This is a genomic window from Dyella sp., assembly GCF_035277725.1.
Classification (GTDB): Bacteria; Pseudomonadota; Gammaproteobacteria; order Xanthomonadales; family Rhodanobacteraceae; genus Dyella_B.
Genome location: NZ_DATEJY010000135.1, coordinates 1 through 12,875, shown reverse-complemented (window position 1 = coordinate 12,875; position 12,875 = coordinate 1). Strand labels below are relative to the sequence as shown.

Genomic DNA, 12,875 nt, shown 5'->3' with positions numbered 1-12,875 from the left:
TGATCTTCCGAACGCGGCGGATACACCAGGTGATACGCCTCCGGCACCGGCAGATAGCGATCACCCAGCACTACCAGCCTTCCCGCATCGATCCATGACTTGGTCGTCACCATGCGCCCAAGCGCCACACCGATGCCTTCCAACGCAGCCTGGCGCAACGCATCGATCGTATCCACGTGGGCGATATAGCGATGCGGCGGTTCGCCGCCGTAGTGCGCGAACCAATCGATCCAGCGGTTATTGCGATTAGGGTCGCCGATCAGCGGCCATTGCGTGAGGTCCAGCGGATCGGCGCCAGCCATGCGTTCGACCAGCTCCGGCGCAGCCACCGGCGCAATCCATTCGCCGAACAGATATTCGCTACGCAAGCCTTCCCACTCGCCCTTGCCGTAGCGCACGGCTGCATCGACGGCTTCGCGCTCGAAGTTCACCAGCAAGTTGGTGGATTGCAGATTGAGCTCCAGCTCCGGATGCGAGGCCAGCAAGCGTGGTAAACGCGGCATCAGCCAGCTGGAAATGATGCCGGGGCTGGCGCTGAGGGTCAGCGCATCGTGGCGCCGCACGCGGTAACGTGCCAGCGCGTGTTCGATACCATCGAAGTGCTCGCCGACCGCTTCAAGCAGGCTGCAACCCTCCACCGTCAAGGTGACGCCGCGTGGGCCACGTTCGAACAGGCGTCGTTCCAGCCGTTCTTCCAGCTGGCGCATTTGGTGGCTCAATGCGCTCACGGTGAGGTTGGCCTGCTCGGCCGCGCGCGAAAGATTACCCAAGCGCGCCACTTGCACGAATTGCTGCAAAAGACTGAGCGGTACCCGACTCATGTTGAACGCCCCTCAACTCTGGCTTGCGAATATATCGCTTTTTCTTGTGGGCTTACCCCATTACTTTGCGCCTACCCACTTGATCAGGAAGCCGCTGCCATGCGTTCGCCATGGGTCGATTTGCTGTTCCTTCACGGCCATATCACCCCGTCCAATCTGACGTGGCATGTCGACGCGCCGCCATGCGGTTGCGAGGCCAAGCCTGCAGAGGTCGAGGTCGACGTGGCGAAGCTTCCGTTGCCCGCCAGGCCGCGCGATAACGCTCCCTGCTGTGCTTGATTAACGCGGGCCCGTACCCAACTCGGCAAAGATGGCCAGCCGTCGCCAGGCGGCCGATTTTCTTTCTTTGCCGAGGATCGTTTTCATGCAGCTGCGCCAATTGGGCCGTTCCACGCTTTCCGTCGCTCCGCTTGCCCTGGGCGGCAATGTGTTCGGCTGGAGCGCGGATGAGCAACGTTCGTTCGATGTGCTGGACGCTTTCGTCGATGCCGGCCTCAACCTGATCGATACCGCCGACGTGTACTCGGCATGGGTGCCGGGCAACCGCGGCGGTGAATCGGAAACCATCATCGGCAAGTGGCTCAAGCGCAGCGGCAAGCGCGACAAAGTGCTGATCGCCACCAAGGTCGCCAAATGGGTAGAGCATCGCGGCCTGTCGCCGCTCAACATCCGCCAGGCGGTTGAGAGCTCGCTGCAGCGGTTGCAGACCGATCATATCGACTTGTACCAGGCGCACGAGGACGATGCCACCGTGCCACTGAGCGAAACATTGGGTGCGTTTGCGCGGTTGATCGAGGAAGGCAAGGTACGCGCGATCGGCGCCTCCAATTACAGCGCCGATCGCTTTGCCGAAGCTCTGAAGGTTTCGAGCGAATACAAGCTGCCGCGCTATGAAAGCCTGCAACCCGAATACAACCTGGTCAGCCGCATCGGTTACGAGCAGGAACTGGAACCGCTGGTGCGCCAGCAGCATATCGGCGTCATCAACTATTACGCGCTCGCCAGCGGTTTCCTCAGCGGCAAATACCGCGGCGAAGCCGATCTGGCGAAAAGCAAGGCACGCAGCGGCGCGGTAAAGAAGTACCTCACGCCACAAGGCCTGAAGGTGCTGGCCACGTTGGACGAAGTGGCTGCCGCTCACAAAGCGACACCGTCGCAGGTGGCGTTGGCGTGGCAGATTGCGCGTCCCGGCATTACCGCGCCGATTGTCAGTGCGACGTCCGCCGCGCAATGGCGCGAACTGGCGGGCGCCGTGGAGCTTTCGCTGACGGCAGAGCAGATCGCTGCATTGAATGACGCCAGCGCGAGCTTTTGAACCTCGTACGTAGCCACGTAGGCTGGGATGAAATCCCAGCGGCTTTTGTGGATTGCGATGCTGGGATTTCATCCCAGCCTGCGATGGATCGTTATTCCGGTGCCTGGACCGTATAACCCTGCGCCTGCAACTGCGCCAGATAGCCATCCGGCGCCAGTACTTCCTCCATCGGCAATAACGCAAACGTCTGCGTGTTGTGCGTCAGCGCTGCTTCCGCCGCCTGCAGCCATGACTGTTCCATGCGCTTGGGCAGGTCGCGCAAACCCAGTTCCTCGGCGAATTCGGCATTGAGCACCGCAATCACACAGGATTGGTAACGGTCATTGACCGCGTAGCTGCGCAGCGTCTGGATGTCGCCGGTCGACCAGGCATTGGCGCGCTCGGTCAGGCTGGGCATGTCGTTCTGCACGGTGTTCAACGTCTGGTTGAAACAGCTGATGTCGTGCAGGTTGGTCTGCTTGATGGCGTCCAGCGCCGCACGCGGATGTTCCACTGTCAGCTTGTATTTCACCGGCACCCGTTTCACGCCATGCTTGTCGGCCAGGGTGAATACCAGCTTGTTTATGTCGTTGCGGTTGGTGAGACCCGCCTTGTCCACAGCTTTCTTGTACAACTCCATGGCCACCAGGATCGGCCGCCACGATTCGATGCGGCGGTCATTGCCGAAATATTGCGGCTTCACGTGTTCCCAGCGCGCATACATTTGCGCAGGCAGGATCTGCTCCAACGTGGCGCCGCCAGGATTCTTGCGCGCGCTATACACCGATGGCATCAGGAACAATTTCCCGAAGAAGCCCACATCCACTTTCACCTCTGCCTTGGGCGCCTCCAAAAGTTCCTGCGAATGCGCCAAGGTATCCTCCACCTCCTTGGAACGCCATTCCATGCCGCGGGGCAAAGGTGTCAAGGTTCCGAGCACCCACAGCACGTGATCGCCCTTGCTTACTTTCCATAAGCCCGGACCGGGTTGTTCGCCGGTGACCGTGACGGCTGGAAGCACGGTGCTGCTGGCATGTGATGACGTCGTGCTGGAAGAAACCGGCGCCGACTGCGCCCACGCCTGCGTTGCCACTAGAAGAGCAAGGCATCCTATTGCCGGGGAGACACGCATGATCGGAAGTCCCGCATGATGATCGTCCGCCATGATTCTAATGCCTGTTCATGGCGAACTATGTTTAGTGAACTCCCAAAAAAAGGGGCCTTCAGGCCCCTTTGTTCTTGCCGTCAATGATGGCTTACAACGCCGCCAACGCCTGATTGAACGTGTCGCTCGGCCGCATCGCCTTGCTTACCAGGGACAGATCCGGGTGGTAGTAGCCATGGATGTCCACTGCCTTGCCCTGCGCGCCGTTGAGCTCACCCACGATCTTCGCTTCGTTCTCGCCCAATGCCTTGGCCAGCGGCGCGAACTTCGCCTTGAGCGCAGCATCGTCGTTTTGCTCGGCCAGTGCTTGCGCCCAGTACAACGCGAGGTAGAAATGGCTGCCGCGGTTGTCGAGCTCGCCGACTTTGCGCGCGGGCGACTTGTTGTTGTCGAGGAACTTGCCGTTGGCCTGATCCAGCGTCTTGGCCAGCACGCCGGCTGCCTTGTTGTTATAGCGGTTGCTGAGATGTTCCAGCGAGGCGGCCATGGCCAGGAATTCGCCCAGCGAATCCCAGCGCAGGCAATTCTCTTCCAGGAACTGCTGCACGTGCTTGGGCGCGGAACCGCCGGCGCCGGTTTCGAACAGGCCACCGCCCGCCATCAACGGCACGATGGAGAGCATCTTGGCGCTGGTGCCAAGTTCCATGATCGGGAACAGATCGGTGAGGTAATCGCGCAGCACGTTGCCCGTCACCGAAATGGTGTCCTGGCCCTTGCGGATGCGTTCCAGCGAGAACTTGGTGGCATCGACCGGCGACAGCGTGCGGATGTCCAGGCCACTCACGTCGTGATCCTTGAGGTAGCGCTCCACTTTCTTGATCAGCTGCGCATCGTGCGCGCGGTTCGCATCCAGCCAGAACACGGCCGGCGTGTTGCTGAGGCGCGCGCGAGTGACGGCGAGCTTCACCCAATCCTGCACCGGCGCATCCTTGGTCTGGCACATGCGCCAGATATCGCCGGCTTCCACGTTGTGTTCCAACAGCAGCTTGCCGTTCGCATCGGTGACGCGCACCACGCCTTCACCGGCGATCTGGAAGGTCTTGTCATGCGAACCGTATTCCTCCGCCGCCTGCGCCATCAGGCCCACATTAGGCACGCTGCCCATGGTGGTGGGATCGTACGCGCCGTGCGCCTTGCAATCCTCGATCACGGCCTGGTACACGCCGGCGTAGCTGCGATCCGGAATCACCGCCTTGGTGTCTTGCAGCTTGCCTTCGGCGTTCCACATTTTGCCGGAGTCGCGGATCATCGCCGGCATCGACGCATCGATGATCACGTCGCTGGGCACGTGCAGGTTGGTGATGCCCTTGTCGGAATTGACCATCGCCATGTGCGGACGCTTTGCATATTCAGCGTCCACATCCGCCTTGATCTCGGCCTGCTTGTCGGCCGGCAGCGAACCGATGCGCGCGTATAGATCGCCAATGCCGTTGTTCGGATTGAAGCCGATGCTCTTGAGCGTATCGGCGTGCTTGGCCAACACATCCTTGTAGAACTCGTTGACCACCTGGCCGAACATGATGGGGTCGGACACCTTCATCATGGTGGCCTTCAGATGCAGCGAGAACAGCACGCCCTGTTTTTCCGCCTCTTCAATCTGCGCGTCGATAAAGCTGGCCAGCGCCTTCTTGCTCATCACGGCGGCGTCGATGATCTCGCCGGCAGTGAGGCTGGTCTTCTCTTTCAGGACCGTGCTGCCACCGTCCTTGCCCACCCATTCGATCTTGGCCACGGTAGCCTGCTCGACGGTGGTGGATTTTTCGCTGCCGTAGAAATCGCCGCCGCTCATATGCGCCACATGCGTCTTCGAATCGGCGCTCCACGCACCCATCTTGTGCGGATGCTTGCGCGCATAGTTCTTCACCGAGAGCGGCGCGCGGCGATCTGAATTGCCTTCGCGCAGTACCGGGTTCACCGCACTGCCCTTCACCTTGTCGTAGCGTGCGCGGATATTCCAGTCGCTCACATCCTTGGGTTCTTCCGGGTAATCCGGCAAGGCATAACCCTGGGATTGCAGCTCCTTGATCGCCGCCTTGAGCTGCGGCATCGAGGCACTGATGTTCGGCAGCTTGATGATGTTGGCATCCGGCGTGGTGGCCAGCTGGCCCAGTTCGGTGAGGTCGTCGGAGACTTTCTGGCCGTCTTTCAGCGTGTCCGAGAACTGTGCCAGGATGCGGGCCGCCAGCGAGATATCGCGCGTTTCCACCTCGATACCCGCCGTGGCCGTATAGGCTTTGATAATGGGCAGCAGGGACTGGGTGGCAAGGTAGGGGGCTTCATCCGTCAGCGTGTAGATGATCTTCGGCGTCTGGGACATGGGTCGGGCAACCTCTCTGGCTACGGCGGGTGCGTAAGGGAAAACGCCGCTCGGCCCAAGCCGGACATGCAGCGCGCCCCACGCTAGTGGCGTCGGACCCGCCGAATTCAAGCCACTGGCATGGCGGCGGGACCTTAAGGAAATCTGCCCATTGTCGCGTTTTCGACAGGTTGGCGGAAGCGCGAGGATCGGGCATGGCTCATCCGATCACACCGCTCACCGGTACTGTTGGCGGCATCTCACTTATGTCATAAGGCTTGCCGCTACCATGCGCCCCCGTTTCGTGCCTGAGGGAATGGCCTATGACCGGATTGAGCCAACGCATCGTCAACTACATCGCCGAGCTGAAGCCGCTCTGCACCTTCCAGTTTGCCGACGGACACGATTGCGCGCTGTCGCTGCTGGACGGCACCTTGTACATGCCGGTGGACGAGTCGCATCACGACAAAGAGGAAGGTTGGGTTGCCGTGCTCTGGCAAGGCGATGCGCGCAGGCGATCGGAACTGCCCGGCCGCTTACTCGCCTATCACGCCACGCTGCGTTGTGCACAATTGCAGGGCGTCGGCAAGCAGCCGCCGGAAGTCGCGACGCATCGTGACATGTTGCTGGCGAAATTGCGGAATGTTTGTGGCGACCTTCCGCATGTCGAGGCGGCGGTATGCAGCTAGAAAAAATATGGAAGCACTAGACAGCTATTGGATTCGAATTACGGCGCCTACCTATACGGCGCCTTTTTTATTTACCGACATTTTTACCTACGAATATTATTTTTCGCCACGGCTCTTATATGTGCCATTTATGGCGGCGAGCACAAACTGACAAATGGCTGACGAACCATTTGCGTTCATCATTAGCGTTTTATCTATGCCATTTGTCATGACTCGCACTAAAGTTGGTTAAAAAAGCAAACCATTTCTGCAAAAAATTCCCTGAAATTGGCGCTCGATTTCCTTCGGCAACGCGGGTATGTGGCTACTTACGTCCCGCGCCAAGAGGAGTTCATCGTTGACACGAAACTTACGCACAAAATTACGAATGCGATTTTCGCAATAACGCACGCAACACTATCGACCTATATCGACAACATATTTTTCATCTAAGCTCGGCCCGCCACGCATGCATGAAAACCCTCCCACCATGCAGCGTGACGGAGAAGTCCAATACAGGCGAGGAAAAGCCTGCAATCACTGGGTCCACCCATAATGAAAAGGGGATTTAAACGTGAACTTGCAGCATCACAACATCGCATTGGCGATACGCATCGCTTTGGCATTCGGAGGTAGCACACTGGCAACGGTGGCTACCGCACAAAACACTCCCCCGCCACCGCCAACTACAGGCCAGGCGACACAAAGCAACCCACAACAACCATCCACGACGACACCACCGCAGAACAATTCAAAAACGCTGCAAACGGTGACCGTCACCGGTTCGCTGATCCGTAGCGTCGACGTGGAAACAGCGCAACCGGTCACCGCCATCTCGCATGAAGCGCTGCAACAGCAGGGTTTCGTCAGCGTTGGCCAAATCCTGCAGAACATTCCGTCGGTCGGTTCGTCCGGCACCAGCACGCAAAGCTCCTTGGGTGGCATCGTCGGCCAGTACGCCAGCCTGCGTGGCCTGGGCGCACCGCGAACGCTGATCCTGGTCGACGGCGAGCGCTACACCACCGACATTTTTGGCCAGACCGACCTCAGCACCATTCCAAGTTCGCTGATCGATAGCGTGGACATCCTGCAGGACGGCGCGTCGTCGATTTATGGTTCCGACGCGATTGCTGGTGTAATCAACATCCATACCAAGAACGTGGATGGCCTTTATCTCGATACGTACAACAGCACTTATGCCCCGGGTAACTACGGCAAGCAAAACCAGTTCAGCCTGACCGGCGGCCACAAGTTCTCGCGCGGCTCGTTTACCTTCAACGTGTCGATTCAAAACATGAATCAGATCATGGCGAACCAGGCGTGGTTCAGCAAAAACGGCTACTTCAGTTTTCCGCAGTATCCGGCTTCGGTGCAGCCGTCCGATTACGGCACGATTTTGAGCGCCACCCCTCCGCTTGGTGTCACCGCGCCGAATCTGAGTTTCCCGCTCACCGTCAACGCGGGCCAGAACGGCATGAACATCGCCAACTATCATCCCAATACGTTTGGCGTTGTTTATCCCACTCCCTACTACAACAACGATTACGCCAATCAGGCAGCGTACGAGACACTGATCCCGAACAACCGCTTGAAGTCGTACACGTTGAAGGGTGATTTCAAGATCACCGACAACATCAAGGCCGTCTTCACCGGCACCTATAACAGCAACAACGCCACCGACTACATCGGCGGCTATCCGCTGAGTTCGTTGACGCCGGCCAATGGCGCGAATCTGGCCAAGGCGCTTGGTTTGCCGGCCGGCAGTCTCGGCGCGGCCTGGTTCCCGATGCTCTCGCCGAATGCCTATTACAACCCGCTACCTGGCGACACGGTGGCCTTCAGCCTGCCGCTGTACGAACCCAATCGATACACGGTAAACAACATCAAGCAGTACGGATTCCGCGCAGGACTGGAAGGCGAGTTTTCGCTAGGCGAGCGGGAATTCAACTGGAACGCGGGCTACAGCGACTACCACTACATCCAGGACATGGGCGGCCCCGGCAACCTCAATCTGGTGCATTTGTATAACGCGATCGGTCCGTCTTTCCTCGCCTCCAACGGCCAAGTCGAGTGTGGTACGCCGACCAACGTCATCGCCGGTTGCGTACCGCTCAACCCGTTCTCCGGCTCGGGTGGATTGACACCCGCCGAGATCAACTACCTCAACTACAGCTTCTTTACGCATTCCTGGAGCCAGACGCGCAACGTGGAAGCGAATCTGAGCGGCGACATGTTTACCTTGCCGCAGTCGATCGGCGCCGGCGATGTGACCTTCGCCGTCGGCGGCGATCACCGCGACGTCTCGGGCGGTGTCACACCGGATCCCTACACGCAGCAAGGCATCAACACCAACCTGCAGCAGAACCCGGGACATGGCTCGTATGGCATCAACGAAGCCTATGCCGAAATCAACGTGCCCCTGCTCAAAGAACTGCCAGGTGCGCAGCTGTTGAATTTCGACGTGTCGCATCGCTTCTCGCATTACACCAACTTTGGCGACACCAACAACAACTCTTACAAAATTTCCTGGCAGCCGATCAATGACTTGCTGGTGCGTGCCAGCTATGGCACAGGCTTCCGCGCGCCGTCGATTTCCAATCTATACGGCGGCACGATGCAAAGCTTTACGAACTACACCGATCCCTGCGACGTCAACTTCGGCCTGACCGGCAATTCGGCGGTGGCGCAGCGCTGTCTCAACGGCTTCGCCGGCTTGCCGGGTGTCGGCCCGGGCTTCACTCAGCTCACGACCACAGGCGTGCCGGTACCCGGACCGAACAACACCAGCACGACGCCTTACTACACCGGCGCCAACGCCGCACTCCGGCCTGAAACATCCAAGAACTACACAGCCGGCATCGTGTACAGCCCAAGCTGGCTGACGGGTTTCAACCTGACGCTGGACGCGTACCGCATTCGTGTCGACAACATCATCACCCTGCCTTCTGCCAATAGCATTCTCAGCAATTGCTATCTGCTGGGCGAAACACAGCAGTGCGGGCAGTTCCAACGCTCAGCGGCGAATGGCCAGGTCATCAATCTGCTGCAGGCATTGGTCAACGAGGGCTTTGTCGATGAACGTGGCACGGATCTGACGCTGAGCTATCTGTTCCCCGATACGCCCGTCGGCAAGTTCAAGATCGATACCAGTGGCACCTATATCAACTCGCTGAAGGAGCAAGCAGTAACCGGCGGCCCGGTGATCGGATACAACGTCGGCACTTACGATCAGATCCTGGGACCGGTATGGCGCTTCCGCGACACCACCAACATCAACTGGTCGTGGGGCAGCTTCGGCGCCACCTGGACGGTTCGCTATTTCTCGGCCCTGAAGGAACCCTGCCGTCCGGACGCGACCAATCTGCAGATGTACTTCCCCTGCAACAATCCCAACTCGTATGTGCAGGATCAGCTCGGTGCATATCGCCAGGGTGCGGTTGCGTTCAACGATCTGCAGTTGAGCTGGAAGGCTCCATGGCATGGACAGATCTCCGTGGGCGCCACCAATGTCTTCAACCGCCACGCGCCGCTCAGCTACAACGGCACGTTCAGCGTAATCGGTCCCTTGGGCCCTACGGGTACGGACGGCTACTCGCAATTTCCCTATAACCCGCAGTACGACTTCGGTCGCGTGGTCTACCTGAAGTACGACCAAAAGTTGTTCTAAGCCGTATCACGCTGCATCCAGGCAAGCCCCTCTCCGTCACTGGAGAGGGGCTTTTTTTGTGATTTGCGCAAATCAGGATTTATTGCAAGCGCCTACGCGCACTTCACGCTAATCGATATGCGGCGATTGAAGACCGGAAAAAAGCTTAGCCGGCGGCTACCGCTGCTTTTACCGATGCACCCGCCAACATGCTGGCAATGCTCCTGCCTGCCTCGCGGCCGTCATACACCGCACGCACCACGAGGTCCGCGCCACGCACGTTGTCGCCGCCAGCGAAGATCTTGGGATGGCTGGTTTGATGCGGCAGATGACCCTTCGCACCGGTGATCACTTTGCCGGAGCGTGCGAGTTCAACACCGTGCGCACCCAACCAATTCGGCGGGCTCGGCAGAAAGCCGAACGATTGAATCACCACGTCCGCCACGATGTCGGATTCCGTGCCGGGAACGTTCTGCGGCCGCGGGCGGCCGTCACCGCTATCCACCAACTGCGTTTCCACCACGCGCACGCCGCGCACCTGGCCGTTGCCGTTGTCGAGAATCGCCACCGGCTGGCGTTGGAACAGGAAGGTGACACCTTCCTCTCGGCTGTAATTCACTTCGCGCGCGGAGCCGGGCATGCTGGCTTCGTCGCGGCGATACACGCAGGTCACGGAAGCAGCGCCGAGGCGGATGGCGGTACGGTTGCAATCCATGCCGGTGTCGCCGCCGCCGAGCACTACCACATGCTTGCCGTGGAAATCGAACGTGGAAGCGGGCTCGTCGCGCAGCAGGCGTTCGGTGTTGGCGATCAGGAACGGCAAGGCGTCGTGCACGCCGAGCAGTTCGCGGCCGGGCAATTGACCATCCACGAAAGTGTAGGCGCCGGTGCCGACGAAGATCGCGTCGTACTCTTCCAGCAGTGCGCCGAACTCCACGTCGCGGCCGACTTCCTTGCCGAGCAGAAAACGCACACCCATGCCTTCGAGCACGTCGCGGCGTGTGCGCACCACGCCCTTGTCGAGCTTGAACGGCGGGATGCCGAAGGTCAGCAAGCCACCGATTTCGTGCTGGCGATCGTAGACGTCGACGGCGATGCCTTCGCGACGCAAACGATCCGCGCACGCCAGGCCGGCGGGGCCGGCACCGATCACCGCAACGCGATGGCCGGTTTCACGCACATTGGAAAGATCCGGACGCCAGCCTTGCCGCAACGCTTCATCCGTCACCCAGCGTTCGATGCTGCCGATGGTCACCGCGCCAAACGCGGTCTGTTCCAGCGTGCACGCACCTTCGCAAAGACGATCCTGCGGACACACGCGCCCACAGATTTCCGGCAGCGGATTGGTTTCGTGCATCAGCGTGGCCGCTTCCAGGATGCGACCTTGCTGCACCAGCTTCAGCCAGTTGGGAATATAGTTGTGAACGGGACAGGCATGTTCGCAATACGGATTGCCGCAATCGATGCAACGCTCCGCCTGCGTGGCTGCCTGCGGCGACGCGAAGTCACCACCGATTTCACCGTAACCGAGTACGCGCACCGCCACCGGGACGGTGCGCGGCGGCTGTCGGGGGACGTCGAGGAATTGGAATAGCTTGGCGCTCATGCTGCCCTCCGCAGTTCTTCGGCCAGCACAGCGAGGCTCGCGGCTTTCGGTTTCACCAGCCAGAACTTGTATTGCAGGCCGCGGAAGTCGCGCAGAATCTGCCGACCCCAATCGCTGCCAGTCAATTCAACATGGCGGGTGACCAATTTCCGCAGGTGTTGCATGTAGTTTTCCATCCCCTCGGGTGAGATACGCAGAATGTCGACCAGCTCGTGGTTGTAGCAGTCGACGAAGTCGCGCTCGAGATCGAGCACGTAGGCAAAGCCACCGGTCATGCCGGCGCCGAAATTGAGACCGACCTTGCCAAGCACGGCGACCACGCCGCCGGTCATGTATTCGCAGCAGTGATCGCCTGCGCCCTCGACGACGGCGATCGCACCGGAATTGCGCACGGCGAAACGTTCGCCCGCGCGACCCGCGGCATACAGCTCGCCGTCGGTGGCGCCATACAAGCACGTGTTGCCGATGATCGATGCATCCTGGCTGGCGTACGGTGCATCCGATGGCGGACGCACTACGATGCGGCCACCCGCCATGCCCTTGCCGACGCCATCGTTCGCTTCGCCGATTAGTTCGATATGCACGCCGCCGGCGTTCCACGCGCCAAGACTTTGACCGGCCGCACCTTCCAGCTTCAGTTCGATGGGGCTCGCATCCATGCCGTGATCGCCATACCGGCGCGCAACGTCACCGGACAAACGCGCACCGATGGCGCGATCGGTGTTTTCGATGCGATAAGCGAACGAACCACCGCTCTTGTTCGCCACCGCGGCAGCGGTATCGATGGCAATGCGCGACGCCAGTTCGGCGTCATCACGCATCGGATTGCGCGGCAGCGTGCACGCAAATTCACTGCGCGCACTCAAGCCGGTGCCATCGATCAACGGCGTGAGATCCAGCCGGTGCTGCACCGGCGTGACGCCTTCGAGCTGTTCCAGCAATTCGGTGCGGCCCACGATCTCGCCCAGCGAGCGCACGCCGAGCTTGGCCAGATGCGCGCGCACATCCTGCGCGATGAAGGTGAAGTAGTTCATCACCATCTCGGGCAGGCCGATGAAGTGATCCTTGCGCAGTACCGGATGCTGCGTGGCGACGCCAGTCGCGCAGTTGTTCAAATGGCAGATGCGCAGGTACTTGCAGCCCAGCGCGACCATCGGGCCGGTGCCGAAGCCGAAGCTTTCCGCACCGAGCAGCGCCGCCTTGATCACATCCAGGCCGGTCTTCAAGCCGCCATCGGTTTGCAGGCGCACGCGGCCACGCAGGTCATTGCGGCGTAGCGTTTGCTGTGTTTCGGCCAAGCCAAGTTCCCACGGCGTACCGGCGTACTTGATCGAGGTGAGCGGACTTGCACCGGTGCCACCATCGTGGCCGCTGACGGT

At 60.1% G+C, this 12,875-nt stretch carries 8 protein-coding genes; 3 read left to right on the top strand and 5 right to left on the bottom strand.

Annotated features, from left to right (window positions below; all coding sequences use genetic code 11):
* Positions 1–821 (bottom strand): LysR substrate-binding domain-containing protein (locus VJR68_RS12490; protein WP_324148047.1); only part of this gene is annotated, 821 nt, incomplete at its 3' end.
* A gap of 364 nt (positions 822–1,185) precedes the next feature.
* Here VJR68_RS12490 and VJR68_RS12485 point away from each other — a divergent pair.
* The gene (locus VJR68_RS12485) at positions 1,186–2,136 is read left to right on the top strand and encodes an aldo/keto reductase (protein ID WP_324148045.1); all 951 of its coding nucleotides are present in this window, start codon (positions 1,186–1,188) and stop codon (positions 2,134–2,136) included.
* Between the two features lie 91 nt (positions 2,137–2,227).
* Here the strand turns inward: VJR68_RS12485 and VJR68_RS12480 are convergent, their stop codons facing one another.
* Together VJR68_RS12480 and VJR68_RS12475 are read right to left on the bottom strand one after the other, a co-directional pair.
* Positions 2,228–3,247 carry a TraB/GumN family protein gene (locus VJR68_RS12480; protein ID WP_324148044.1) on the bottom strand — a complete coding sequence of 340 codons (1,020 nt, stop codon included), beginning with the start codon at positions 3,245–3,247 and terminating at the stop codon, positions 2,228–2,230.
* Positions 3,248–3,371: 124 nt separating this feature from the next.
* On the bottom strand, positions 3,372–5,597 hold the full coding sequence (locus VJR68_RS12475; protein WP_324148042.1) for an NADP-dependent isocitrate dehydrogenase: 2,226 nt from the start codon (positions 5,595–5,597) through the stop codon (positions 3,372–3,374).
* Between the two features lie 302 nt (positions 5,598–5,899).
* Between VJR68_RS12475 and VJR68_RS12470 the strand changes: the two genes are divergently transcribed.
* Together VJR68_RS12470 and VJR68_RS12465 are read left to right on the top strand one after the other, a co-directional pair.
* On the top strand, positions 5,900–6,265 hold the full coding sequence (locus VJR68_RS12470; RefSeq protein WP_324148041.1) for a hypothetical protein: 366 nt from the start codon (positions 5,900–5,902) through the stop codon (positions 6,263–6,265).
* 553 nt (positions 6,266–6,818) lie between these two features.
* Positions 6,819–9,911: a TonB-dependent receptor plug domain-containing protein gene (locus VJR68_RS12465; RefSeq protein WP_324148039.1), complete on the top strand. Its 3,093-nt coding sequence runs from the start codon at positions 6,819–6,821 to the stop codon at positions 9,909–9,911.
* Between the two features lie 145 nt (positions 9,912–10,056).
* Here VJR68_RS12465 and VJR68_RS12460 read toward each other — a convergent pair whose 3' ends face one another.
* Together VJR68_RS12460 and VJR68_RS12455 are read right to left on the bottom strand one after the other, a co-directional pair.
* On the bottom strand, positions 10,057–11,496 hold the full coding sequence (locus VJR68_RS12460) for an FAD-dependent oxidoreductase (RefSeq protein ID WP_324148037.1): 1,440 nt from the start codon (positions 11,494–11,496) through the stop codon (positions 10,057–10,059).
* On the bottom strand, positions 11,493–12,875 hold a 1,383-nt coding region (locus VJR68_RS12455), incomplete at its 5' end, for a glutamate synthase-related protein (RefSeq protein WP_324148036.1). The genes VJR68_RS12460 and VJR68_RS12455, both read right to left, overlap by 4 nt.

What these genes read in the sequence shown, in the direction of transcription:
- VJR68_RS12460 (WP_324148037.1), bottom strand. Translation starts at nt 11,496, where the DNA reads ATGAGCGCCAAGCTATTCCAATTCCTCGACGTCCCCCGACAGCCGCCG.
- VJR68_RS12480 (WP_324148044.1), bottom strand. Translation starts at nt 3,247, where the DNA reads ATGCGTGTCTCCCCGGCAATAGGATGCCTTGCTCTTCTAGTGGCAACG.
- VJR68_RS12485 (WP_324148045.1), top strand. Translation starts at nt 1,186, where the DNA reads ATGCAGCTGCGCCAATTGGGCCGTTCCACGCTTTCCGTCGCTCCGCTT.
- VJR68_RS12475 (WP_324148042.1), bottom strand. Translation starts at nt 5,597, where the DNA reads ATGTCCCAGACGCCGAAGATCATCTACACGCTGACGGATGAAGCCCCC.
- VJR68_RS12470 (WP_324148041.1), top strand. Translation starts at nt 5,900, where the DNA reads ATGACCGGATTGAGCCAACGCATCGTCAACTACATCGCCGAGCTGAAG.